This window comes from Vibrio sp. 10N.261.54.E10 (genome assembly GCF_002877735.2).
Taxonomy (GTDB): domain Bacteria; phylum Pseudomonadota; class Gammaproteobacteria; order Enterobacterales; family Vibrionaceae; genus Vibrio; species Vibrio crassostreae_C.
This window is the reverse complement of sequence record NZ_MCXE02000002.1, coordinates 529,184-555,186: the sequence shown is the minus strand read 5'-3', so window position 1 is coordinate 555,186 and position 26,003 is coordinate 529,184. Positions and strand designations below refer to the sequence as shown.

The window sequence follows — 26,003 nt, the reverse complement described above, 5'->3', positions numbered from 1 at the left end:
CTTGATCTGGTTTCGGGCTTTGCTTTTAATCACCCTAGCATCATAGGGCGTAAATGAGTAAAATCTCGTTAGGTTTAATATTTAGGTAAGTATCATGAGCGATTTTGAAAAAGAACTAGAGCAGATGACTCAAGAGATGGGCGATGAGCCTGAGGTGAAACTGCCATCACTTGAAGAGCAAAAAGCAATTGTTGCTGAGTTCAAGCGACTAGAGGCGGAAGGCAAACTGACTCCTGAAGTGTTAGAGAAGCATTTTGGCCAGTTCAACAAACAGAATGATACGCCAATTCACTAAGTTGATTTAGACAGGTTTCATGTCTGAAAGAAGTGATATTAGCGGTTGGGTTCATAGCCTAACTAACAGATAAAGGTCTAGCGCTTGCTAGACCTTTTTTATTGCCGCTAGCGAAAGACCGAGTGGCTGACTCATGAACTATTCAATGTAAGTGAAACTCGTATCCAACACATAAAAATATCCAGCACATAAAAAAATCCCCCTTACTGAGTAAGAGGGATTCGATATGGGCAAGTTATATCCTAAAAGGCTAAGCGATTAGTCTGTGCCGTATTCTTTGTACAAACGACGACATGCGCGGCCATCGCTGTGGAACAGGTGACAACGGTGCGCTGGAATACCAATCGCCAACTTGTCACCTGATTCGATTTTCAACGTGTCTGGCTGGCGATAGATAACATCAGCATCGGCACTTTCAAGGTTTAGGTAAACCTGAGTTTCGTTACCTAGTTTCTCTACCATCATCACGTCAGCTTCAATCGTCGCGTCACCTGATTCAGCAGACATCAAGTGTTCAGGGCGAATACCCAGAGACATACGATCGCCAGCATTGACAGTCGTACCATCAACAGGGATCCAGAAAGTCATGCCATTAGAAAGTTGTACCAATACGCGTTCTGCTTCAGCTTGTTCAATGTGTACCGACATGAAGTTCATCTTCGGTGAGCCAATAAAGCCAGCAACGAAACGGTTTTGAGGGTAGTGGTAAAGGTCAAGCGGCTTACCGACTTGAGATACATAACCACCATCCAGAACAACGATCTTATCCGCCATTGTCATCGCTTCCACTTGGTCGTGGGTAACGTAGATCATGGTACAACCCAGTTGACGCTGTAGCTTGGTGATTTGCGAACGCATTTGAACACGTAGCGCGGCATCTAGGTTTGATAAAGGCTCATCAAGTAGGAATACGTTTGGTTGAGAAACCAGAGTACGACCAATCGCAACACGTTGACGTTGACCACCAGAAAGCGCTTTAGGTTGGCGCTCAAGAAGGTGACCAAGCTGAAGGATTTCTGCAGCATGTTCAACGCGTTTGTCGATCTCAGCTTTATTTGCGTTTGCTAGCTTAAGACCGAAAGACATGTTGTCGTATAGGTTAAGGTGAGGGTAAAGCGCATAAGACTGGAATACCATACCTACGCCACGCTTTGACGGTTCAACGTCATTCATGCGTTGGTCGCCAATGTACAAATCACCAGACGTAATGTCTTCTAGACCTGCGATACAACGTAATAGCGTCGATTTACCACAACCTGATGGTCCAACGAATACTACGAATTCACCTTCGTTGATGTCTAAGGTTACGTCCTTAGAAATCTGTACATCACCATATGATTTATAAACGTTTTTTAACGTGACACTCGCCATCTAGCTTGTCCTCGATCGATCAAATTTTAAGTTTTACTGCTTATCATTATAAGAAATTTTTGGGTCAGCAGTAACTGTAGGAATTGGTAAGTATTGAGTGAGTAAGAAAAAAGTGGGTGAGACTTGGCTTCTTTAACCAAGCCCACCCGTCATAGCCAAACTGATGCCCATTTCCCCCACATCCAGCTAAACCTCCCCCGTGATTCAATCACAGATTTAGCTCGATGCTAATATAAGACACCAGCGGGCAGTGAAGCCAACTAAATGAATAATGCGTCAACGCATAACACTTGCCGGTAAAGGGTTCTTACTATCCACTCTTGGATGAATGCAGTTTCGGTGAATTGGCGTAAGGGTACATCCTCCTAATGGAAAATTAACTAGGGGGAGTAGGAGGGGAGGAGTAGATAAATGGGGTTATTAATAATTGGCGATCCAGTTCAAATAAATCCACCACGTAACGGTGATGTTGATCACGATGAGTATACGTTTTGTGATTGCAGTCTCTAATCTGACCGGATGGCGATCACGAATTTAAGCCATAATAGCTAGGGCGTAGTGGCTAGGATGATGAGCTAGGGTCTGTTTTCTCAGATCATAACCTCCGAAAACTGGCTCGTCTTGGTAGATGTGCCCTACGTATAAATATAAAAAGGATATTCACATGAAAAACGCTCTAAGCGCTGTAGCTCTAGGTACAATAGTTGCTCTGGGTTCTTTTGGTGCAAATGCTGCTATCGAAGAAGGACAACTAACAATCTGGGTAGGTGGTGACAAAGCTTATGAAGGCATGGCTGAAGTAGGTAAACGCTTCGAAGAAGATACTGGTGTTAAAGTAACCGTCGCTTTCCCTGACAAGCTAGAAGAGAAATTCCCTCAAGTAGCAGCAGCTGGCGATGGCCCAGACATGATCTTCTACGCACATGACCGTTTTGGCGGCTATGCAGAAGCGGGACTTCTTGTTGATATCAAACCTTCTAAAGAAACTAAAGAAGGTATCGTAGACTTCGCATGGGATGCTGTTTCATACGAAGGTAAAACAATCGCATACCCTGTTGCTGTTGAGTCAGTTTCTCTAATTTATAACAAAGCGCTTGTTCCTAACCCACCTAAGTCTTGGGAAGAAATCCCAGCACTTGATGCTGAACTTAAAAAAGACGGCAAGAAAGCGATCATGTGGCCTCTACGTGGCGGCGCTTACTTCACATGGCCTCTACTTGCAGCTGACGGCGGTTACGCATTCAAACAGACTGCAGAAGGTTACGACATTAAAGATGCGGGCGTAGCGACTGATGGTGTTCAGAAGTCTCTAGGTTTCATCGAGAAGATGGTACAAGACAAGGTTATCTCTGCAGACATGGATTACTCAGTTGCTGAGTCTGAATTTGTTGCGGGTAACGTTGCAATGACAATCAACGGCCCTTGGGGTTGGGAAAACATCAAGAAAGCTGGCGTAGATTACGGCGTAACAACTTTACCTAAGTTCAACGGTAAAGCGTCTAAACCTTTCGTTGGTGTATGGGCAGGTGGTATCAGCACTGCGTCTCCAAACCGCGACCTAGCTGTTGAGTTCATGGAAAACTACCTACTAACAGATGAAGGTATGAAGAGCCTGAACGACGACAAGCCACTTGGCGCTGTTGCTCTTAACTCTTTCCAACGTCAACTAGACAGCGATACTCGTATTGCAGCAACAATGGACAACGCGATGAACGGTGAAATCATGCCTAACATCCCTCAGTTCACAACATTCTGGTACAGCATGGAAGAAGCGATCGGCAACGTAGTTGACGGCCGTCAATCAGTAGACCAAGCACTAAAAGCTGCTGAAGGTCGTATGGTTAAGTAACACCCAGGCACTACCTTTTAAGGAGAGGGTAACCTCTCCTTACTTTTCTATTTTTTATCTATATCGCTAGCAGGTTCCTCTATGCAGTCAGTTCAAGGTACAGATGCTATCCCAGCACCATCAAGCCTTCCAGGCAGTAAAAGCGTCTTCATTAAATGGGGGTTGCTTGGTAGCGTTGGCTTAATAAACGGCTACGCTACAATTCTAATGTATTCTCGCGGTGAGCTCGCTTTTGCGCTGCTTACAGTGATCTTAACGGCTTTGGCACTTTACATTTTTGGTAGTAAAAAAACTTACGCCCACCGTTATATTTACCCAGGTATTGCCGGAATGATCTTGTTCATTCTTTTCCCATTGGCATACACCGTAGGGCTTGCGTTTACTAACTACAGCGCGAAAAACCAACTTTCTCTAGAGCGCACTCAAACCGTTCTTTTAGACCGTTCTTTCCAAAGCGGTGAGAGCTACCCATTTACTTTGTACAAGACAGATGACGGTCACCAGATCGTTGTAAAAGATGGCGATCAACTGTTAGCGACTGACGTATTTTCTCTAGACAATATGACAGAAACAGAGATGGACCTATCTGTTATTGAGTCTGCGCAAGGTGAAAAAGAGAAGATCAAAGCGATCATTCAAAACCGAGCAGCAATCAGTGGTGTTGATTTCAATCTACCTGACGGTGGTGACATCCGCATGAGTGGCTTACGTAAGTTTGCTTCTGTTGCTCCGCTTTACACGCTACAAGACGATGAAGAAACGTTAATCAACAATGAAACGGGTGAAGTTCTCAAGCCAAATATGGATGTGGGTTTCTACCAGCCTGTTGATGCAAATGGTGAGTTTACGGGTAATACCATCTCTCCAGGTTTCGTGGTTAGCATTGGTACGCATAACTTTGAGCGTGTATGGAAAGATGACGGCATTAAAGAACCGTTTATCAGCATCTTTATTTGGACGGTTATCTTCTCGGTATGTACCGTAGCGTTCACGCTAGTTATCGGCCTTGTATTGGCTAACATCGTGCAATGGGAAGAGTTGAAAGGTCGTTCTATTTATCGTGTTCTACTGATTCTGCCTTACGCCGTACCCGCGTTTATCTCGATTCTTATCTTTAAGGGTCTATTCAACCAAAGCTTTGGTGAGATCAACATGGTGCTCGAGAATATCTTCGGCTTAAGCCCGAACTGGTTCTCAGACCCTATCTTAGCGAAAACCATGGTGTTGATGGTTAACACATGGCTAGGTTTCCCTTACATGATGATTCTATGTATGGGTCTGCTTAAAGCGATTCCTGATGATTTATACGAAGCGTCAGCAATCGATGGTGCGAACTTCCTTGATAACTTCAAGCGCATTACGTTCCCATTGATGATTAAACCGCTTACACCGCTATTGATTGCAGCGTTTGCCTTTAACTTCAACAACTTCGTAATGATTCAACTATTGACGAACGGTGGCCCGAACATGATTGGTACTTCTGAGCCAGCGGGTTACACAGACTTGCTTGTAAGCTACACGTACCGAATTGCATTCGAAGGCGGCGGCGGTCAAGACTTCGGTCTAGCAAGTGCTATCGCAACGCTTATCTTCCTATTGGTTGGTGCACTAGCGTTACTAAACCTTCGTTTCACTAAACTGTCTCAAGATTAAGGAGCACGACAATGGCTATGGTACAAGGTAAAGGCCTTAAATACCGAGTGTGGGCAACGCATGCAGTGTTGTGGTGCTTCTTGGCAATGATTATCTTCCCACTACTGATGATCATCGCGATCTCGTTCCGTGAAGGTAACTTCGCAACCGGTAGTTTGATTCCAGATAACCCATCATTGGAACACTGGAAGTTAGCATTGGGTATGTCAGTAACGAACGCAGATGGCTCGGTAACGTCACCTCCGTTCCCTGTGCTAACTTGGTTATGGAACTCAGTGAAGGTTGCAGGTATCACATCGATTCTGATTGTGACACTGTCTACGACATCGGCTTACGCGTTCGCTCGTATGCGCTTTAAAGGTAAGAACACAATCCTGAAAGCGATGATGATTTTCCAAATGTTCCCAGCAGTATTGGCTCTAGTAGCAATCTACGCGCTGTTTGACAAACTTGGTCAATACATTCCGTTCTTAGGCTTGAACACACACGGTGGTCTAATCTTCTCTTACCTTGGTGGTATTGCACTGCACGTATGGACGATTAAGGGTTACTTTGAGACGATTGATAACTCTCTGGAAGAGGCAGCAGCCCTTGATGGTGCAACGCCTTGGCAAGCATTCAGACTGGTTCTACTACCGCTGTCTGTGCCAATCCTAGCGGTTGTGTTTATCCTATCTTTCATCGCGACAGTGGGTGAGGTGCCAGTAGCGTCTATCCTACTTACAGATGTGAACTCTTACACGCTAGCAGTAGGTATGCAGCAGTACCTATACCCTCAGAACTACCTATGGGGTGACTTTGCGGCAGCGGCTGTACTATCAGCACTTCCGATTACTATCGTGTTCTTACTTGCTCAACGTTGGTTAGTTGGTGGTTTGACGGCAGGTGGTGTAAAAGGATAAGCTGTACTCTATAAGAAAGAAAAAGAGCGACCGTTAGGTCGCTCTATATTGGCATTTTTATTACATCATTTGGTTTGGCCGCCGATCAGTAATAAAAATAACCCTCAGGTTACGCATAGCTGGCTACTAATCAGGTTCCTTACGCTATTAATGATTAGTGGTTTTTGTAACTCTAACCCAGGTATTTACTTGGGTTTTTTTATGCCTGCTACTTTTTGTTTTTTGTGTCAGCGTTACTCGTTAACTATCGCGCTCATATCTACTTTAAAACCCAAAGTTTCGAGTTACTTCTCTCCTAAATACCGACCACTTCATTTTGGTTACTTGTAGAAATGAACTAGTCTCACAAATCAGACACTCAGTATAAGTGGCTGTTGTACTATTGATATGTTGTGAATATTCCAATGCGTGATACTTCAATGATTTGTATGCAACAAAACCTGAAATTGCACTGAAAATGTATGGGTAAGCGAGAGGTAGTTACAGAATATTCAAGTGACATTCATGAGGGTTATGGAGGTGGGTTTATTTATGCTTCTGGTTTTTGGTGGGACTTAGAAGTTAGAACTCTTTACTAGAAGGAGCACAACCTAAGTGTTGCAACAACACATAGATACTTTCTTGATCGAGTGCCACGCGACGAAATAGATCGGCAAATGTCGGATCTCCACCGAAACACGTTTGGATATAGTGGTTGATTTCATTGCTGTCGTAGCCTTCGACGTACAAAGTTCTAACCCATTGGTACTCAACAGCCTTTAAATTGTTCAGTGTAGACTCGCTAAGAGTGGGGCGTATGACGCTCAAGAGTGGCTCCAAGAAATTCAAATGCATCTATTATGATTGGCGGTATTTAATCAGAGCAAAATGACGACTTTATTACAGTCAAAATAAATCAGTGAACAAGTGCCGATTCATTTCAACCTTTGGCTGGGTATCACGCTCTTATCGTCTGTATTGGGTGTGCAGCGGATTTGGCGGTGTAGAGCACGAAGGTATCAAATAGATCAATGCCAAGCAGGCGCTTGGCATTGTAATAAAGTTTTATAGGGGGAGGGCTGCTGGTGGACCTTATTTCAGGTACTTCACGTGAGCTTCCATCTCTTCACCAATCTGTTTTCGCATGTTCATTAGGCGAATAGCCGAATCTCGTAATTCGATGTCTTCTGGCGTCTCTGGTATCCACTCTGGCACTTTAGTCGGATTACCATTCTCATCGACAGCGACCATAATAACGATACAGTGAGTTGTTAGGCGGTTATTGAGCTCTTTAGGGTCGCTTGCTTGCACGTCGATAGCGATATGCATTGAAGATGAACCTGTGTAAATGACCTTTGCACTTACTTCCACAAGGTTGCCTACATGAATTGGGGCAACGAATCGAATTCCGCCTGCATAGGCTGTTATACAGTATTTACCGCTCCAACCTGCGGAACAAGCGTAGGCTGCTAAATCGATCCATTTCATTGCTGCGCCACCATGAACTTTACCACCAAAGTTCACATCCCCGGGTTCAGCTAAAAAACGCAGAGTAACGTCTCGTTTACCATCTTGTCGGCTATTGTTACTGCTCATCTATCTTCCTTCATTATTATGCTGCATAACATGCTTGTTACTTGCTAATAACAATATACATAAGATGATAGAAATTAAAGCGGATAATCTCACGGTTAAGACTATTTTTTTCAAACGGATGACGAACCGATGAATATTGATGGTTATTGAGTTTCAAGGTGAGAGATAAACACGGAAAGACAATCGAGAGTAAGCTAAAAGAAAGGGTAGATTGCAAAAAAAACACCTAGCGTAATGCTAGGTGTTTCTAAGCCTTTAGGTACTCATGTCGGTACCTTTTATTGTTTGCCAACTAACCGTTGCTTGTTTGGTTTAGTTAAAGTGACTTTATCGCAATTACCACTAAAGTGGTAGTTAAAACTATTTATTCTTCAGCTCACTTTTACTCTTTTATGAAGTATAGATCCTTCGCGTAGATATTTCCTTTCGGATTGTTGTTAGGGAAGCCTTTGAGTGTATTTCGCACTAATCGAGTGTGATTATAGTGATATAAAGGCATAACTGCTGCTGATTCGTTAAGTAGTGACTCAGCATGCTGGTATAAAGCGAAGCGATTAGCCTGATCTTCCGTTTTACTCGCTTGCTGTAAGGGCTCATCATAGTATGGATTACAGTAGCCACTCTCATTTGCTGTGTGAAACGTGAGTTTGAATTTTTACCCTAATGTGAGCGTTGGGTAATGCGTTTAGCTTTGTTGAGGGAGAGGAGCCTCAAGCCTTGGTTTTCTTCTGATTTGAGCAAGGATGACACCTGAAATCACCATCACACCACCAATGATGTGGAACTGGTTAATCTCTTCGCCAAGCCATGTCGCGGCTAATACGATCGCTACAACCGGAAGCAAGTTCATGAACATCGCGCTTGAGTCAGCACCAATGGTGTCAATCGCTTTCACCCACATCCAAGGCGCTAAAATCGAAGCGGCAACCGCTGCGTAAGCTATCAATGGGAGCGCTTGTTGCGGTGGTAAAAGTTGTTCGCTGGTAAGCCAAAGTGGCGTAAGCATCGCGACAGCAAACAGACCCTGAATGTATATCACCACCCAGCTACTGATTGGCATTTTCCAGCGTTTCAGTAGTACACAGTAAGAAGCATAAACAAAGGCTGCAATTAGCATATAGCCATCGCCTTGAGTCAATTCTTGATGCATGAAGAATAACGGATCGCCTTTGCCTAACATCAGGGCTAAGCCTGATAGTGACAACACACCGCCAACAATACTCAAACTAGAAATCGACTTGTGCAGCAAAGGGACGCTTAAAAATACACTGACCAATGGAACCAAAGAAGTGATTAATGCCATGTTAGAGGCGGTTGTGGTTAAGCCTGCGTAGTAACCTAGAGATTGGTTCAACACCATGCCCAAAAAGCCGAGGAACGCTAATTTAGATAAGTTTGGCTTAATGACAGCCCACTGCTTCATCACTGGGCGAATACAGAAAGGCGTGAGAATTAACATCGCAAAAAACCAGCGGTAAAAACTCATTGCGCTAGGTTCTATGGTGCTTGCAGCAAGCTTGTTGACGATTGCATTGGCGGCCCAGATACAGACTGTAAAAAATGGTAATAGGTAATGCATGTGAATTCCGTGGCGAATGAGTTGGTGCGGCTAGTTTGACAGGTCGTTATACTTACAAGTATCTTTAGAAAGACATTAAGCGCGATAGGAAGACAAGTTTGAAAAAACACTCCAGAAACCTTCATCCATCCTTATTAATTGATAAGGCACCATCCAACGTATTTATGAATTTTGAAGCGTTTCTTTCGAACACTGAAACCCGAGTTCATAGCCACTCATGGGGACAGGTTCAATTGATCAGTGGTGGTATATTAGAGATGGAAGCGGAAAGCACTCGATTTCTAGCGCCACCACATCTAGCGATTTGGGTACCGGCCGGGGTGATGCATTGCAGTTATAACCGTAAGCCTTTGGACTACTGTTCACTAAATATCGCCCCAGAACTCACGCAACACCTGCCAGATAAAACCAGCCTTATAAAGATCACGCCGATTGTGTCTTCTATTATCGATGATTTTCGCGATCGTGGGATCAATGTTGCGGAAACCGAGCAAGACCAAAGGCTCGTTCAGGTACTGCTTGACCAACTTGCGCAGCGTGAGGTTGAACACCACTTCTTGCCTTCAACCGATAATAAGTATCTAGCGCCTATATTGGCTTCTGTTGAAGAGAACCCAACCGATGAAGTGACGCTGAAAGATTGGGCTGAACGTGTCCACACCACGGAAAGAACCCTTTCTCGCCACTGCCAGACCGAGCTTGGAATGAGCTTTACCGAGTGGCGACTGCGAGTGCGCTACCTATACTCAATGGACTTGTTGAGAAACGGCCAATCGGTTAAAGAGGTCGCTCTTACATTGGGTTATAACCAAGCAAGCCCATTTATCACCATGTTCAAACGTTACGCGAACCAAACGCCAGAGCAGTATAAGAACCGTTTGTTGTAGCTCGGTCTTGTTGCCAAAAGAACGGATGTTTGCGCTAGTTAGTGCGTAGATAGACCACAAGTGAATAGATAGACCATAAGTGAATACGTGCAGTATGAGCTTATGGAATCGCCCTAACAGCCCATATATTTCGCTCTGTTGTTCGGTGACATCCTCATAGTGTTGGTTCAATAGAGCACTGTTGCTGCCGACCTTGAACAGTATGTACGTTTCTCCATCGACCTCGAACCAATTGAACGTTCCATGCTGGTTATACGTGGTCATTGTTTTGTTTATCTTCATGAGATATACATCAGCAGCGCAAGACATGCAGACGTACATAAGCCAAAGAAAGAAAAGAAAAACCACGAGCCTAATACTGTTTTTTCTTTTCCTACCTCTTCATTACTTTGCTGCCAACCAAGTTCACGAACCTGATCCTTGGTAAGGTTTAAGTCTAGTTTCTCGATGTATCTGTTAAGTTCGTCATTGTGCACTGAGCTAATCATGTTCTATCTCCCCTAAGCATAAGATTGGTATTTTAGGGGAGCTCATCGTTTGGTTAAATTGGATATTTTTCAACAGGCGTTAAGGTAAATAGAACATATGGAATAACAAAAAACCTCCGTGGTGGAGGTTTTGGTTGAAAGTGTTTTAGTCGATGGTGATGTATTTGTTGTTAGATTCCACCTGTATTAATACACAATCTAATACCCCGTCAACTCCATATAGCCAGATCCGGAATGAGAACCTTTGATTTCAATTGGCCCTTCCCAATAAGGAACCGACAGCGGCATTTTGGCATTTGGATTGAGTGCCGAGACGGTCAGTTCTATTTGCTGGCTTGGAATCGAAACTTGCCACTCTGTTGGGTAGTCACGCCCGTCGATTTTAGTTTGCTTGATGGCGGTTAAGCTGATGTCTTGCTGCTTAATCGCGATGCCGGAGCCATCTTGATTCATCAACCTCGCATGAGAATAGCTGGCTTTGCCTGTAGTTGAGTTTCGAAGTTGAAATACCACCAAGCTGGTTTCATCACTCAGCCTTAGCGCAAACCAATCCCAACCTTGTTGCGAGTCGAGTAAAAACTGCGAGCTCCATTCTCTGTCTATCCAACCTTTGCCGGAAACTTGATGGGTGACGCCATCAATAGTTACCTCGCCCGATACATTGATGAATGGTTGGCTGTAGTAATAGGAAGCCACTTTGCCATCGCTACTTTTAGTGCTGTAGCCTTGTTCGCCTTGCTTTTGATATGGCGCGTTGTTGGTTAACTTAAGCGAATATCCAAATTGACCCGAGTTAGCGACCAATGTAGCTGGGAACAGGTCATCGGTCGTCGACGTCCATTGCCAATCATCGAGGTAAACACGAAACGGCGAATCGCTTACACCCGCCAGTTCAGCTTGGTCACGTGACCATTTTTCATCGGCATAGTGTCTATTTTTAGTGGTGACAGCGCTGTGCGCCATGTAAATCTGCTGACTTTGCCACGTAGTTTCCTTGGTGCTATTGCCACTTTCATGTGGTGCAGCCGCAAAGCGGAACTGTGTCCATTGCACACCTAACACATTGTCTTCTTCATCAATTAAGTTTGCGGTTAAATACCACCATTCATGACGAAAATCTGGATGTGCTTGATGGTCGGCAGGGAAGGCGATGTCGATACCTTTAACTACCGGTGTGAATTGATCAGTCTCTTTTTGTGTTTCATCGTCGGTTTGTTTTCCAGTGCCAAGTATTGAGCCCATATTTTGAGCTGATGGTTGAGTGGATTCATCGCACCCTAAAAGGAGCAAGATGCCAAGTGTGAGAACGAAAACTCTCATTGTTCGATTCATCACAACACCTCACTCTGTAAACTGGATACCACGGGTTTGCTGACCAAACGCCACAGTGGAATCAAGGTCGCAATCACTGCCACTAAAATGGTGATGGTTGCGATGCTGAGTGCATCACTCCAATTCCATACGTAATTTAAGCTCCAACCAAAGGCGCGTAGGGTAACGATGTCCGTCAACACATAACCGACCATAGCGCCGAGTGGTAAAGCGATAACCAGAGTGAAGGCGACCAGAACAACGATTTGCCCGACCACCATTGCCATCAATTTTTTCTGACTAACACCGAGTGCATACAGCCTTGCAATGGCGGCTTTACGTGCATCGAGCAACATGAAACAGGCGCAGAACAACCCAATCACCGCCACCATTAATGTGACGCCATTAAGCGCCCGCGTGATGGCAAAAGTTTGTGAGAAGATCTCTAAAGCGATCGATTTGATCTGTGCTTGATTGTAAAGCTGACCTGGGTGCAGATTGAGTTGTTGGCGTAACTGTTCGTACACCACTTGTGGGTCGCCAGAGACTTTGATTCCCAAGCTGGTGGGTAAGTCAGTAAATCCGCTTTCGATCCACAAATTAGGTGCAAGTAACACTTCGCCATTCGGTGAGCCGTAATCGTGGAAAATCGCCCCGACGATGAGCGCTTTGTCTTGGATCGCGTCGAGCTTGAGTCGGCTTCCAAGCGGCAAGCCGAGCTTCACTGCCGTAGGTTCGCTGATCGCCACGAATTCACCTTGGTAAAAGCGCGTCCAGAAATCATCAAGGTGGGATTGAAATACCATGGTTTGCTCAAGTGTGTCTTTGTCTTTGGTGCCGAGCAAAGTAGGTAAGCCCTGCAAGTTATCATCGACATAATATTGCTTATAAACGGTTTCAACATTTTCAAACTGCTCTAACGCACGTTCCACATTCGCGATTTCACCTTGGGCAGGGCTAACGTAAATATCGGCATGTAAGCGCTGTTCAAGCCATTGCTTTAACGTGGATTCAAAGCTGCCGACTAAGGTATTCATTCCGATATTGGCGGTGACAGCGAGAAGCAACGCCATCATGGCAAGGGAGAGAGGGGAAATAAGTTCACGTAGCTCAGCAAACAGATATTGTATTAACCCCGATTGGGTGCGTTTTTCGCTCCAGTTCGCTAGCACGCTTAGCGTTTTGGGCAGGTACAAAGGAATCGATACCACTAACACACCGAGCCATGCCATGGTGAAGCGGTGATGTTCGCTCATCCATAAACCTGCTAACGCGAGAATAGTTAATACTGACCCGATAACAAACAGCTGATTTTCGTTAGACGTTTCCGGCGCTTGATAGAAACCGCCATGGGAAGAGAGGGGTTGTCGCACCCGCTGTTTAAAGTGTTGCCAACAAGCGACAAGCGTTGCGGCCAGCGTGAGTAGCAGTGCCTGCACTAACCATTGCCACTGCCATGTACCGGGAAGCAGTGTTGCACCATAAAGTTGCTCAAGTGTTATCGCGACGGTTGGATGCAGCCAATGGCTGAGTTGGATGCCGAGAATGAAACCAAGCGACGCGCCTAGTGTGACTAAAAGAGTCAGCTCGACTAACAGAGCTGAAAACACGATGCTTGGCGCAATGCCGGCTTGTTGAATTTGCACCAATAGCCGATTACGCTTCAGTAAACTGTACTTCACACCATTGTAAGCGATGAATAGGCCAACCAAAAACGCCAACAGACTCATGGCGGTGAGATTGAGGTGAAAGCTATCGGTAATTGAACCCAGATCCGTACTTTGGTTGTTGGAAATCCATCGTCCTTGCTCGCCAATAAGGCTTTGCCATTTATCCTGAGGATTGCTCTTAGTGTCGCTCTTAGTGTCAAAAATAGCGATGTAGCTCAGTTGCCCTTGCTTGTTAAGCAGTTGCTGAGCGAACCCAATATCCATCAACATTCGGCTACCTAGCTGCCATTCATCTGGTAGCACTACCACTTGAGTGAGCACTTCATCCAAAGTGAGTGTGTCTACTCCTCCCAAGTTCTGGTGTTGCGACTGGCTCATCATCACAATGGGTTCACCCGCTAAGAGTTGCGGCAAAGGTAAGGCATTGTCGAACAGGGAAATGTTTGGTTCTTTGGTTTGAGTGTTGCTTTGTTCGTCGACGCGAGCGTGACGAGATCTTGAAGTGAGGGCGGCGATCAACTCACTGCCTTGAACTGACCAACGTCGACCTTGCTCGTCTCTTACTCGCCCTTCTATAACAGGTAGCGCTGCGCTTAATCCACTTTGTCTTAAGCTGAAGTAGAGCGATTCCGGCAAATAGTTTTGCCCTGCTGGTGGAATGATAAGGTTCTGCGCTTGAGCGCTAAGTTGCTCGGTCGATTCTGCATAACTGCGCTTGGCATTGAGGTTGATGGCTTGCACTGCGACAAACAAGGTGACCGCTAACACAATGCCGATCAGAATCGCTGCGGCTTGCAATGGTGATTGACGATAGTGCGCCGCGAATAGATTCAGAGTCAGTTTGGTATGGGTGAGCTGGTTCTGAGCGAAGCCAGTTTGCTTCATTGGATTACTCACAACGCTGCTGCTCTTGGGGTTAGATCGGCGTTCCTTAAACAACCATCATCTAACACCAATTTTGTCTGCATAAAGCTGGCGCATTCTGGGCTGTGCGTAACCAAAAGCACCGCAGTGTTGCCTTGAGTGGTGATTTCACTCAGCAGCTTCATAACCTCTAACCCTGCTTTGTGGTCGAGGTTGCCTGTGGGTTCGTCGACAAGCAATAGTTTGGGTTTATGGGCTAGCGCGCGCGCTATTGCGACTCGTTGTTGCTGACCGCCAGAGAGTGCGGATACATGTCTTTCGAGTAACTCGTTGATACCCAATGCATCAACTAAATAATCGCACCAGTCGCTCCATTTTTGTTGATTCAAATGGAGCGGGAAGGCGATGTTTTGTTTTACGTTGAGTGGGGTTAGTAAGTTGAACTGTTGAAAGATCACGCCTAGCTTTTGATGACGGAATCGGCTCCACTGTGGATCTCTCCAATCTGATGTGTTCTCGTTATCGAGCCACAACTCGCCACCAGTTAGAGGTTCAAAGCCCGCGATTAGGTTGAGTAAAGTACTCTTTCCACTGCCACTCGCCCCTGTTAAAGCCACGCTTGCGCTTGTCGCCAAAGCGAAGTCGACATTTTCCAGCACGTGATGGGTATCGTTGCCATCAACAAAGCTTTTGCTGGCATGTGTAAGTGTGACAATTGGGCTTTCCATTTCCTTTCCTTATAACCAAAACCTACCATCAAAAGGTGTCGTTACTTGTGGCAATTACTGAAGCGACAAGATCTATAAAACTGTAGACAACAATTTGAAAAAGAAAGCGATTTATATCGAATAATTAATAACTTGTACTGCGAAAAGAGAGAAATAGATCAGTGTGAGGAGGAATACAGGTGTTTGTGGGAGCTTAGAGTCACCTCAGAGGCTTTCGAATTTATCGTCAGACGGTTCGTGACCACGTTTAAGTGCAATAAATCATGGTTTAACGTGTTAAAGGTTTTCTTTATGAAAGTGTGTTGGGGGAGGGGGATAGTGCTGTTTTTCTAACTTGTTAATGCCCCCAAGTTTCTTAGAGTATTAATTCTCTTGTTTTTACCCACTTTAGTTAGCCAAGTTCAACTAATCATTGTTTCATGTTTACTTGGTGGATTCTTATTACTGTCTCTGTGCAGACATTTCGTGTCCTCCCCTCTCCTGAGTTATACGCTTTGGTCTAAATAGGCAAGTATTCGCAATATCATTCAATCTATGTAAGTGGTGATTACAAGCTGTTCTAACAATTATAATTCCTTATTAATGAATGACTGTTTTTATAAGTTTCGGGCATTTGTGTTTAATAGTCCACAATATCAGTCACAAATCGGTCAATAACGGGCTTGATGGCGATTTCGTCACAGTTTTGCCATTTTTTCATTGGTAAATTAATAATCAAGCAAGCGGGAGACCATTATGAGAAGCCTACAAATTGTTGAACTAATAAATGATCAAAGAAGTGCAACCGTCGAAGAAATAGCAGAAGCCTTTAATGTTTCTGTGGAAACCATTCGTCGAGATTTAAAAAAGCTTGATGAATCGGGCGCACTTAAAAGAGTTCATGGTGGGGCTATTAGTGTTCAAGAAATTGATGAAGGTCTTTCTTTTCATGCGCGTTCTAAGGACTATATAGAAGAAAAGGAATTACTGGTAAGCAAAGCGTTAGATTATATTAAAGAAGAAATGGTAATAGGTTTAGACGCAAGTTCATCGAGTTGGTGTCTCGCTCGAGAGATTCCAAATATCAGTTGCACTATTATTACCAATTCTCTTCAGAATGTTATTGCCCTTGAAGGTAAAAGTAATATTAATGTAATTTGTACTGGTGGCAGTTATTCCGAGAAGTACAGTAGTTTCTATGGTCCACTAGCAGTGGAGACACTGGCTAATATGTCTTTGGACGTCTGCTTCTTTTCCTGCGTTGGGTTTGATTATGACTCAGGATTTTGGGATTCAAATGAATATAACTATCAAATAAAAAGAAGTTTTATCGATATATCTGATCAAGTTATTCTAATTGCCGATAAATCTAAATACAAAAAAAGAAGTCTTCTTAAAATATGTGATAACGAATCGGTAGATGTAGTAATAACTGATTTGTAATAACGTGAAACAAAATAAACTTTAAAATAAAAATAAATAATTTAATTAATAAATAAGGATATCTTATGAATGATACTCTCAATATAAGTTCGTCTGAAACACAGAGGAATAATAAAGTAGAGGTAATACCAAAGGAAATTAAATTTGCTTTTTGGCTACTATGTTGTTGTTTTGCCATGTGGGGTTTGGCAAATAACATGACTGATGTACTTATTGCACAGTTTCGAAAAGTATTTACTTTAACCGATATGCAATCCGGTTTGGTACAAACGGCTTTCTATGGCGCTTATTTTTGTTTGGCTCTTCCCGCTGCGCTTTTCATACAGCGATACAGTTATAAAGCCGGAGTGCTTTTGGGCCTTGGATTGTTTGCAACCGGCGCACTGCTATTTTATCCCGCCGCGCAAGCAATGGAATATTTACCTTTCTTGCTGGCATTATTTGTTCTAGCTGGCGGTCTCTCCATTCTAGAAACAAGTGCCAACCCATACATATTAGCGATGGGTCCTGAAGAAACCGCAACTCGACGTCTAAATATTGCTCAAGCTTGTAACCCTATTGGTTCGATCACTGGGGTGTTAATTGGCAAATTTTACATCTTATCGCAACTAAACCCTGCAACGGATAGTGAACGTGCGGCCATGGCTGCTGACGAACTAGCGAAAATTCAATCTGACGAACTGTACGCAGTAATGATGCCCTATATGGGCGTAGCAGTTGTTATTGCTTTAATTTGGCTATTGATTCTTAAAACTAAGATGCCGGCCGCAAAGGACACAAGTACTACCGGTGAGTCTACATTTGGTCAGGCGTACCGCCGTATTGTCAAGCGAAGCCACTTCACCAAAGGCGTGTTAGCTCAGTTTTTCTATGTCGGTGCGCAAATTGGTTGTTGGTCATGGACTATTCGTTACGTGATGCAAGAAGTCGGCGGTACAGAAGCAGAAGCATCAACATACCTACTGACATCTATTGTGATTTTCTCTGTCATGCGCTGGGTTTGTGTCGCGCTGATGAAACACATTGAACCACAAAAACTACTTGCTGCTTTGGCTGCGATCGCTGCGATTTTAGTCGCTGTAATCATGGTAGTGGGTGGGTTAGCAGGAGCTTATGCACTAGTCGGTGTGTCTGCATGTATGTCTCTGATGTTCCCGACTATTTTTGGGCTATCACTGAGAGATTTAGGGTCTGATTCAAAGTTTGGTGGAAGCTTCTTAATCATGGCAATCCTGGGTGGTGCACTGCTAACCGCCATCATGGGGCAAATCTCAGATGCAGCAGGCATTGGTGCCGCATTTGTTATCCCATTCATTGGCTTCGTTTACCTAGTGTACTACGGCGCAAAAGGTTACCAAGTTAAGTAAAGAATTATCCACAGGGGCAGCATTAACCTGCCCCCTGAATTAAAGAAATAATAAGGAACATCAATGATGTCACAGTTAGTTAAAATCGGTATTCGTCCTACCATCGACGGTCGTCAAATGGGTGTACGCGAATCTCTTGAAGATCAAACTATGGGAATGGCTCAGCGCGCAGCTCATTTTATTCAAGAGAATATTCGCCATGCTAGCGGAGAGAAAGTGGAGTGTGTCCTTGCCGACTCTTGTATTGGTGGTGTAGCAGAATCTGCTGCGACGGCTGACAAATTTAAACGTGAAAATGTGGGCCTTGTACTGACAGTAACACCGTGTTGGTGTTATGGCACAGAAACCATTGATATGGACCCGCATACACCAAAAGCCATCTGGGGTTTCAATGGTACTGAGCGTCCAGGTGCAGTATACCTAGCCGCCGCGATGGCAGGCCACTCACAAGTGGGTTTACCGGCATTCTCAATTTACGGCAAAGAAGTGCAAGACGCAGGAGACGAGTCAATCCCAAGTGACGTACAAGACAAGATTCTTCGCTTCTGCCGTGCAGGTTTAGCCGTCGCGTCAATGCGCGGTAAATCTTATCTCTCGATGGGCTCTGTATCTATGGGCATCGCGGGCTCTGTGGTTAACCCTGAGTTCTTCCAGAAGTATCTGGGCATGCGTAATGAATATGTCGATATGACAGAAATCAAACGCCGTTTGGATCGAGAAGTCTATGACAAGAAAGAGTTTGAACTGGCACGTGCTTGGGTACGAGACTGGTGTAAAGAAGGTAAAGATTATAACGGCACCCCTTTCACCGAAGAGCGTAAAGCAGAGGATTGGGATACCGTCATTAAGATGACCATGATCATGCGCGATTTGATGCAAGGCAACCCAAAACTTGCAGAGCTAGGCTTTGGTGAAGAATCGCTAGGACACAATGCTATTCTGGCTGGCTTCCAAGGTCAGCGTCATTGGACAGATCATTTGCCCAATGGCGATTTTTCAGAGGCCATCTTGAACTCCTCATTTGATTGGAACGGCATTCGTGAACCAATCTGTGTGGCAACAGAAAACGACGCGTTGAACGGCGTAAATATGATGTTTGGTAAGCTACTGACGGGTGAGGCTCAGGTTTTCCATGATGTTCGTACCTACTGGTCTGAAGATGCGGTAGAGCGTGTGACAGGGATCCGCCCAGATTCCGGTTTCTTGCACCTGGTTAACTCTGGCTCAGCAGCGCTCGATGGGGCAGGTAAAGCGAGAACAGCTGAGGGTAAGCCGGCGATGAAACCGCACTGGGAACTGACACAAGCCGACGTTGAAGCGTCTCTAAATGCAACGAAATGGTGCCCAGCCATTGAAGAATACTTCCGTGGGGGCGGCTTCTCGTCTCAGTTCCTAACTGAAGGTGGTATGCCATTTACTATGCATCGAATCAACATTATCTCGGGTATTGGTCCAGTGCTGCAAATTGCTGAGGGGCACTCTATCGAACTGCCAGAAGATGTTCATAATACCCTAAATGAGCGCACTAACGCGACTTGGCCAACGACCTGGTTCGTCCCTCGCTTGACTGGCCAAGGCGCATTTAAATCGGTTTATGACGTTATGGCAAACTGGGGCGCTAACCACTGTGTTATCACTTCAGGCCACGTTGGCGGCGATTTAATCTCTCTCGCTGCAATGCTGCGTATTCCGGTATCGATGCATAACGTGGATAGCCAAGACATCTTTCGTCCGCATACTTGGTCTGCATTTGGTCAGGATGTTGAGGGACAGGACTATCGCGCTTGTCAGAACTTCGGCCCTATCTATAAGTAATTCAATAGGTAACTAATTTTGCCTGCCCCAACTTGGGGTAGGCCTTAAAGGGGTGAGTTATGTCGATTGCTATTATTCTTGATTGCGGAGCCACCAACGTCCGCTCTATTGCGATTAACCAGCAAGGTGAAATTGTTGCGTCGCACTATATTGCTAATGAAACGCTACAGAATGGCACTAAACATGTTTGGGATTTTCAACAGATTTGGAAAAAGCTTGTTGAGTGTTCAAAGCAGGTAACGGCTCAAATTAATTCGACGGATATTGTTGCCGTTTCTGTCACTACCTTTGGAGTGGACGGGGCGCCCTTCGATAAAGATGGAAAGCAGATCTATCCCATTATTTCTTGGAAATGTGCTCGTACCGCGCCTGTGATGAGCCAGATCTCGCAAGATATTGACCGCGATGAACTGTATTTGACCAACGGCATCGGGGATTATTCGTTCAATACCTTATTCAAGCTTAAGTGGTTGAAAGACAACGAACCAAAAGTCTATAGCAATATGGATAAGTGGGTGTTTATTTCGTCGATGTTGACACAAAAGCTGACGGGCGAATTAACAACCGATCGAACGATGGCTGGCACGTCGATGATGACGGACCTAGACAGCGGTGACTGGAATGAAGGGGTATTACAGTACCTAGAGCTGACGAAGGCGCACTTTCCTCCCATGGTTGAAGCGGGCGAAATAGTGGGTTGTTTAAAAGACGATGTCGCCTTCCTGCTTGGCATTCCAAACAGAGTTCCAGTGATTTCAGCAGGTCACGACACTCAGTTTGCTTTGTTCGGCTCTGGTGCCAAAGAGAATCAGTCTTTCTTAAGCTCAGGGACTTGGGAGATCTTGATGGCTCGTTCGCCACGTCCTCAGTTAAAACCTGACTATCTCAAAGAGGGCATGACAACAGAGCTTGATGCTAAAAATGATTTGTTTAACCCAGCAATCCAATGGCTCTCTAGTGCAGTAATGGAATGGGTCGCCAACACCTACTTTACGGATATTGCCGAGAGCAGCAGTAAATACGCGGTGATGGTTTCGGAAGGGGAAGCGGCCCCTATCGGTGCAAATGGCGTTAGGTTCGATCCATCCTTTTTACTTGGTGGTGACGGTAAAGGAAATGGTGCGATTACTGGCCTGTCCATTAATGCCACAAGGGGCGAGATATACCGCGCCGCTCTAGAAGGACTGGCCTTCAAACTCAAGAGCAGTCTGCACTATCTTTCCACGACTTGTCGCTTAAATACCGAGTGTTTAATGGTGGTGGGTGGTGGGTCTAAAAATAGACTGTGGAACCAAATAAGAGCTGACGTTGTTGGCATCCCTATCCATGTGGTTGAACAGCCTGAAGCCACAGTGACGGGGGCAGCGATGTATGCCTTTGCAGGGGCTGGGGTATTTATTGATGCCAATCATGCCCAAGAAAATATGAAGCCTGCTTACCAAGTCATCACCCCGTCTGAGAGCCGTGAACAATACGCCCAGTTATTGGAGGAAATACACAATGCTTAAAGGAATCCATCCGGCAATAAGCCCAGAACTGCTTGCCGTATTAAGTCGAATGGGGCATGGCGATGAAATTCTGTTTGCCGACGCCCATTTTCCTGCTGAGACGTTTGGATCGCATGTGGTGCTAAGAGCCGATGGCGTGAATATCGATACGCTGTTAGAGGGCACAATACCGCTATTTGAGCTCGACGTGTACTGCCAAAGCCCGCTGATCATGATGCAAGCAGTAGAGGGTGACCAGCTCGACCCAACAGTTGAATCGAAATACATGGCGGCAATCACAAAGACCACGAAAGACAAGCCTGCATTAGAACACATGGATCGTTTTGATTTTTACGACCGCGCCGAAAAATGCTTTGCAGTTGTACTGACGGGCGAAACCGCTAAATACGGAAACATCATTTTAAAGAAAGGCGTAACGCCAGCTTAAGGAAGTAATACGATGACAATAACAAGAAATGAACTAGCACAAGACATTATCGATACATGCTTAGAGATGACTAAGCTGGGATTAAACCAAGGCACCGCAGGTAATGTCTCGGTGCGCTATGAAGGTGGTTTATTGATCACTCCAACGGGTATTGAATATGAGAATCTGACACCGGAAAAGATCGTTTTTGTAAGCGAATCCGGAGAATTTGAGGAAGGCAAAATTCCATCAAGCGAATGGGCTTTCCACCTAACCTGCTACCAAGCGAGAGAGGATTGCCATGCCGTTGTTCACAACCACGCCATTAACGCGACAGCAGTGTCTATACTCAATCGTCCAATCCAGGCGATCCACTATATGGTTGCAGCATCGGGCGCGGCAGAAATACCTTGTGTACCTTATGCTACCTTTGGCTCTCCTAAGTTGGCTGATTATGTAGATGCTGGCATTCGTCAAAGTAAATCTATTCTTCTTCAACATCATGGCATGATCACCGTTGGTGAAAATCTGAAGAAAGCATTGTGGTTAGCACATGAAACCGAGGTATTGGCTGAGCTTTATCTCAAGTGTGCAGCGATTCAGCCAGACGTTCCAGTGCTTCCAAACCAAGAGATGGATCATGTACTCGATAAGTTCAAGACGTATGGATTGCGAGTTGAGAAGTAATTGATATCGGCCCGATCCGTCGGGCTCTTACCGTAAAGGAATGACTATGGTGTTTGCATTAAATTTACCAAAACTATCATTATCCGGCGTAGGTGCGGTGGCAGAATCTGTTGCAGTGTTGGACTGTCGACCCGTAAAAAAAGCAATGATAGTGACAGATAAAAACCTTATTGAATTGGGGATATTAGATTCTCTTTATTGTGCACTCGATGATAAAGGGTTCGATTATGTCACCTTTGATAAGGTCACCCCTAACCCGACCGTTAGTTTGGTTAATCAAGGTGCTGAGTTTTACCAACAGAGCGGGTGCGATTGTTTGATTGCGGTTGGTGGCGGTAGCCCTATTGATTGTGCGAAAGCGATTCGTATTGTCACATCAAATGAAGGCGAAATCACCGATTATAATGGGGTCGGCCTGGTTAAGAATAGCGGTGCGTTCTTTATTGCTATTAATACAACGGCGGGAACAGCGGCGGAGATGACGTCCAATTCGGTGATTACCGATGAGAAGAATCTCGTTAAGATGGTGATCGTCGACACCAAACAGATTCCAGATGTTGCGGTTAACGACCCATCATTGATGGTTGGTTTGCCTGCCTCTGTTACCGCTGCAACGGGTATGGATGCGCTGACCCATGCCATTGAGTCGGTTGTGACTCCTGGCGCCCATCGTTTAACACTTCCGACCGCACTCGAGGCGGTTAAGCTAATTGCCAAATGGCTGCCTATGGCAGTAAAGGATGGAGCGAACATAGAAGCTCGGTCGGCACTTGCTGATGCGCAATTTTTAGCGGGGATGTCGTTCAACTCAGCCGGATTAGGCGCGGTTCATGCGTTGTCACATCAGCCTTCGGCAACACACAACCTAGCGCATGGCGTTTGTAATGCTATCTTGCTGCCTGTGGTGAGCGCATTCAATGCTCAAACGATTCCAAGTGCGTTTAGAGAAGTAGCTGAAGCGATGGGTGGGGATACGTCTCAGTTAGACGACACTAATGCAGCCCTATTAGCGGTGGACCTGATTTGCACGTTGTCTCGTGAAGTGGGTATCCCTTCTGGGCTGGCTCATCTTGGGGTTAAGCATGCGGATATTGATGGTTGGGTTCAAAAAGCCATGGATGATGTTTGTATGGGAGGCAACCCAAGAACGTTGACCAGTGAAGACGTTTATCACCTTTACGAGTTGGCGTTATAGCAACCGTGTAGTGGTACTGTAGTGGCTGAGTGAATTTGGCCACTTGATTGGAGGTTTGCAATACTTGAAGTGATTCATAAATCACTAATTTAGGAAACTCGCTGAGAAGATTTTGTCCAACTATGAGTTGGCCTTTGCAGATCATTCATCCAATATTAACCGTTTTACTCAGTACAGATGTGGTGTTGGAAAATGGGAACAAAAACGACCTAACCACGCTCCAAGCGTTGTTAAGTCGTTATTGGTTGAGGTCAGGGGTTAATTGAGCGCTTCAATCAGAGTGATTTCGCGTTTGATTTGCTTACTCTCTTGCTCAGTCGCCTGCGCCAGTTTCTTTTCGCGTGTGGTTATGGCTGCTTGTTTGGCTTCGTCAGATTTGAACATCAGTTCTTTTACGTTGATAGAAGCGATGTTTGTGTAGCGGCCATCGTCACTGGTTGGGATTGATATGGTTTTATCATTAATCAATGATTTTACGATCTCACGCTGTTCATTGTAACGACTCTCTAAACCAGAAAGTGCCCATCGTTGTTGAGGCTTACCCTCATACTGGCCGTTCTTTTCTTCTTTAAGATACTTGATAGTCATGTTACGAATCGTGCCTGCTTCTTCTCCATACTCTGCTTCCGTATCAAAGAGTACAGGGAATGATTCACCTTCTAGCACGCCGCCTTTCTTGGTTAGATGACCCATTCGATAGCTATTCATACCAATACGGATCTCTGTTTGATCAGTAACCGGTGTGCCATCAGCAAACGCGAGGTTGGTGATGCGGGTACCTGCAGGTTGAGTGAGGTCGATGGTATAAGTCACGCCCGCGAAGAAGTCATTGGTCGAATATTTTGAAGCTCTACGTTCAGGGTTAAAGCTGTAGGTCACATCGCCAGGTTGTACTGAGTTGAAGTAGCCTGCAGACCATTCCATGTAGGTTCTTAACTCTTTGCCTGTCATCTGATAGACAGTGATTTCGCCACCTGCGTATTGGTAGTTGTACGCGATGTCTTTGGCTTTGATTGGGCCAACATCGAGCTCTGCATTGTCGTTGTCTATTTGAAGTGCAATGACATTGGCTTTGGGTGCATAGAAGAAGCTCGCTTCTTGGAATAGCGCACTGATGCCTGTGTCTTGAACATGGACTTGAGGGATACCGCGGATTTCGTTTTCTGGGACTAAATCAACGCCGGTAAGTTGAGCGACAGGTCTGTTCGCCATTTCTCGGAGTTGTTTGTGGTAAGGCTGGTATAACTCGTCCATATTCTCATCAGAGTCGATACCTTTAATTTTATAGGTGAAGCTGTCTTTGTTGACGAGAGTGAATGTGCCATCGCGCTCTTCAAATTGAAGATCAATACGAGATAGGGCGCGGCCATATTTGTCGGGTTCAGTAATAATAACGCCATTTACAACGGCTTTATCGATGCGAGTGTGCATGTGGCCAGCGACGATGGCATCAAGCTCTGGGTTTGCATTGGCAATGTCGGTGACACCGGTGTCGGCAATGTCATTCTCGTTCTCAATTCCCATATGGGCAACCAATATGATGGCATCCACTTTATCATCAATCTCTTTGACGATTTTCTTCACTTCCAAGGTTGGATTAGTGAAAGTGACGCCTTCTAAACGGTTGGTACCTTGCGCAAAGACCTCCGTCATTGGGGTATCCATTCCGATCACGCCGATCTTAATGCTACCGCGTTCTAGGATGGTGTAACCAGGCAGGAATGGGTTTCCGTTTTTGTTCTTGATGTTGCCACCGAGAGACTGCCCTTTAAATTGGGTAACGGCCCTGTTGAGGGTTTTGAGGCCAAAGTCGAATTCGTGGTTACCTAAAACCCACACATCGTATTTCATGTGATTAAAGCCAAGCATCATTGGATCAACGGGCTCGTCTTTGAAGGTTTCTACGAAGTTGCCTTGGATGGTATCGCCAGCGTCGACAAGGATAATGTTAGATTGCTCTTTGCGGATCTCACCAACTTTGGTCGCGATTTGGCTCAAGCTACCACGAGTGTTGAGTTTATCTGCCGCGTAATCCCACGCCATAAAATGACCGTGGATATCTGAAGTACCCAGTATCGTGACATCGTGTATATCGCCATCAGCTGCAAAGGTGGGAAAGGCTAGAGAGAGTAGGATGGCGCTTGATAGTATGTGTCTTTTCATAAGTATGTTCACATCGTGGTTTTAAGTATGACGCTACCATATAGAATCGAGGTTATCTTATGGGTGATCAGTATCACATTTCTAATGATATAACTAATTGATGTTTCAAATAAATGTGATTCATGACCATCTCGTAACCACTTAAGTTATGGAGAAATGCACCACAACTCTTCGCTATCTTTTCAATCTTCGATTTCTTTAATCAAACTTCCTAAGCGATGGTGTATTAACAAGCACGCTTGTAAGCTGTTGAACGTCTTGCCTGTTG

General features: G+C 45.1%; 21 protein-coding genes and 1 pseudogene. 12 read left to right on the top strand and 10 right to left on the bottom strand.

The features are described 5' to 3' along the window. The first annotated feature begins 94 nt into the window (after nt 1–94). Nucleotides 95–295: a hypothetical protein gene (locus BCU07_RS13655; RefSeq protein ID WP_010431457.1), complete on the top strand. Its 201-nt coding sequence runs from the start codon at nt 95–97 to the stop codon at nt 293–295. Nucleotides 296–553: 258 nt separating this feature from the next. On the opposite strand, the gene malK is transcribed toward BCU07_RS13655, so the two are convergent. Next, the gene (gene malK / locus BCU07_RS13650) at nt 554–1,666 is read right to left on the bottom strand and encodes a maltose/maltodextrin ABC transporter ATP-binding protein MalK (RefSeq protein ID WP_017060047.1); all 1,113 of its coding nucleotides are present in this window, start codon (nt 1,664–1,666) and stop codon (nt 554–556) included. 664 nt (nt 1,667–2,330) lie between these two features. On the opposite strand from malK, the gene malE reads away from it, so the two are divergent. The 3 genes from malE to malG all read left to right on the top strand — a co-directional run bounded on the left by malE (nt 2,331) and on the right by malG (nt 6,070). Further along, on the top strand, nt 2,331–3,515 hold the full coding sequence (gene malE / locus BCU07_RS13645) for a maltose/maltodextrin ABC transporter substrate-binding protein MalE (protein WP_017060048.1): 1,185 nt from the start codon (nt 2,331–2,333) through the stop codon (nt 3,513–3,515). Between the two features lie 81 nt (nt 3,516–3,596). Beyond that, nucleotides 3,597–5,168, top strand: a complete 1,572-nt coding sequence (malF, locus tag BCU07_RS13640; protein WP_017060049.1) for a maltose ABC transporter permease MalF — start codon at nt 3,597–3,599, stop codon at nt 5,166–5,168. Nucleotides 5,169–5,179: 11 nt separating this feature from the next. After that, nucleotides 5,180–6,070, top strand: coding sequence for a maltose ABC transporter permease MalG (gene malG / locus BCU07_RS13635; protein ID WP_017060050.1), 891 nt, complete (start codon nt 5,180–5,182; stop codon nt 6,068–6,070). A 561-nt stretch (nt 6,071–6,631) separates the two neighbouring features. Here malG and BCU07_RS13630 read toward each other — a convergent pair. From BCU07_RS13630 to BCU07_RS13615, 4 genes and pseudogenes are all read right to left on the bottom strand, one after another. After that, nucleotides 6,632–6,904: a hypothetical protein gene (locus tag BCU07_RS13630; protein ID WP_019822928.1), complete on the bottom strand. Its 273-nt coding sequence runs from the start codon at nt 6,902–6,904 to the stop codon at nt 6,632–6,634. A gap of 237 nt (nt 6,905–7,141) precedes the next feature. Further along, nucleotides 7,142–7,645 carry an acyl-CoA thioesterase gene (locus BCU07_RS13625; RefSeq protein WP_004737700.1) on the bottom strand — a complete coding sequence of 168 codons (504 nt, stop codon included), beginning with the start codon at nt 7,643–7,645 and terminating at the stop codon, nt 7,142–7,144. 382 nt (nt 7,646–8,027) lie between these two features. Then, a pseudogene (locus BCU07_RS13620) lies at nt 8,028–8,282 on the bottom strand (peptide ABC transporter substrate-binding protein); the annotation flags it as partial. A gap of 48 nt (nt 8,283–8,330) precedes the next feature. Then, nucleotides 8,331–9,224, bottom strand: a complete 894-nt coding sequence (locus BCU07_RS13615; RefSeq protein WP_102428545.1) for a DMT family transporter — start codon at nt 9,222–9,224, stop codon at nt 8,331–8,333. A gap of 98 nt (nt 9,225–9,322) precedes the next feature. On the opposite strand from BCU07_RS13615, the gene BCU07_RS13610 reads away from it, so the two are divergent. Then, nucleotides 9,323–10,111, top strand: a complete 789-nt coding sequence (locus tag BCU07_RS13610) for an AraC family transcriptional regulator (protein ID WP_029235520.1) — start codon at nt 9,323–9,325, stop codon at nt 10,109–10,111. 278 nt (nt 10,112–10,389) lie between these two features. Here BCU07_RS13610 and BCU07_RS13605 read toward each other — a convergent pair whose 3' ends face one another. The 4 genes from BCU07_RS13605 to BCU07_RS13590 all read right to left on the bottom strand — a co-directional run bounded on the left by BCU07_RS13605 (nt 10,390) and on the right by BCU07_RS13590 (nt 15,172). Then, nucleotides 10,390–10,599: a hypothetical protein gene (locus tag BCU07_RS13605; protein WP_102428546.1), complete on the bottom strand. Its 210-nt coding sequence runs from the start codon at nt 10,597–10,599 to the stop codon at nt 10,390–10,392. 198 nt (nt 10,600–10,797) lie between these two features. Continuing rightward, a complete protein-coding gene (locus BCU07_RS13600) occupies nt 10,798–11,919 on the bottom strand; it encodes a lipocalin-like domain-containing protein (protein ID WP_372123362.1) in 1,122 nt (373 codons plus the stop codon). A gap of 11 nt (nt 11,920–11,930) precedes the next feature. Continuing rightward, entirely contained in the window at nt 11,931–14,465 is a 2,535-nt protein-coding gene (locus BCU07_RS13595; protein WP_102428550.1) for an ABC transporter permease, read from the bottom strand. An 8-nt stretch (nt 14,466–14,473) separates the two neighbouring features. Then, nucleotides 14,474–15,172, bottom strand: coding sequence for an ABC transporter ATP-binding protein (locus BCU07_RS13590; protein ID WP_102428548.1), 699 nt, complete (start codon nt 15,170–15,172; stop codon nt 14,474–14,476). Between the two features lie 735 nt (nt 15,173–15,907). On the opposite strand from BCU07_RS13590, the gene BCU07_RS13585 reads away from it, so the two are divergent. The 7 genes from BCU07_RS13585 to BCU07_RS13555 all read left to right on the top strand — a co-directional run bounded on the left by BCU07_RS13585 (nt 15,908) and on the right by BCU07_RS13555 (nt 23,572). After that, on the top strand, nt 15,908–16,594 hold the full coding sequence (locus BCU07_RS13585; protein WP_229647401.1) for a DeoR/GlpR family DNA-binding transcription regulator: 687 nt from the start codon (nt 15,908–15,910) through the stop codon (nt 16,592–16,594). A 197-nt stretch (nt 16,595–16,791) separates the two neighbouring features. Further along, nucleotides 16,792–17,961, top strand: coding sequence for an L-fucose:H+ symporter permease (fucP, locus tag BCU07_RS13580; RefSeq protein ID WP_017059999.1), 1,170 nt, complete (start codon nt 16,792–16,794; stop codon nt 17,959–17,961). Between the two features lie 66 nt (nt 17,962–18,027). After that, nucleotides 18,028–19,776 carry an L-fucose isomerase gene (locus tag BCU07_RS13575; protein WP_102428980.1) on the top strand — a complete coding sequence of 583 codons (1,749 nt, stop codon included), beginning with the start codon at nt 18,028–18,030 and terminating at the stop codon, nt 19,774–19,776. Between the two features lie 59 nt (nt 19,777–19,835). After that, the gene (gene fucK / locus BCU07_RS13570) at nt 19,836–21,284 is read left to right on the top strand and encodes an L-fuculokinase (RefSeq protein ID WP_017059997.1); all 1,449 of its coding nucleotides are present in this window, start codon (nt 19,836–19,838) and stop codon (nt 21,282–21,284) included. Beyond that, on the top strand, nt 21,277–21,711 hold the full coding sequence (fucU, locus tag BCU07_RS13565) for an L-fucose mutarotase (protein ID WP_017059996.1): 435 nt from the start codon (nt 21,277–21,279) through the stop codon (nt 21,709–21,711). The genes fucK and fucU overlap by 8 nt, the downstream gene beginning before the upstream one ends. An 18-nt stretch (nt 21,712–21,729) precedes the next feature. Beyond that, nucleotides 21,730–22,377 carry an L-fuculose-phosphate aldolase gene (locus BCU07_RS13560; protein WP_029236427.1) on the top strand — a complete coding sequence of 216 codons (648 nt, stop codon included), beginning with the start codon at nt 21,730–21,732 and terminating at the stop codon, nt 22,375–22,377. A 46-nt stretch (nt 22,378–22,423) separates the two neighbouring features. After that, a complete protein-coding gene (locus BCU07_RS13555; RefSeq protein ID WP_017059994.1) occupies nt 22,424–23,572 on the top strand; it encodes an iron-containing alcohol dehydrogenase in 1,149 nt (382 codons plus the stop codon). Nucleotides 23,573–23,830: 258 nt separating this feature from the next. On the opposite strand, the gene BCU07_RS13550 is transcribed toward BCU07_RS13555, so the two are convergent. Next, nucleotides 23,831–25,735: a bifunctional metallophosphatase/5'-nucleotidase gene (locus tag BCU07_RS13550; protein ID WP_102428979.1), complete on the bottom strand. Its 1,905-nt coding sequence runs from the start codon at nt 25,733–25,735 to the stop codon at nt 23,831–23,833. Nucleotides 25,736–26,003: the final 268 nt, after the last annotated feature.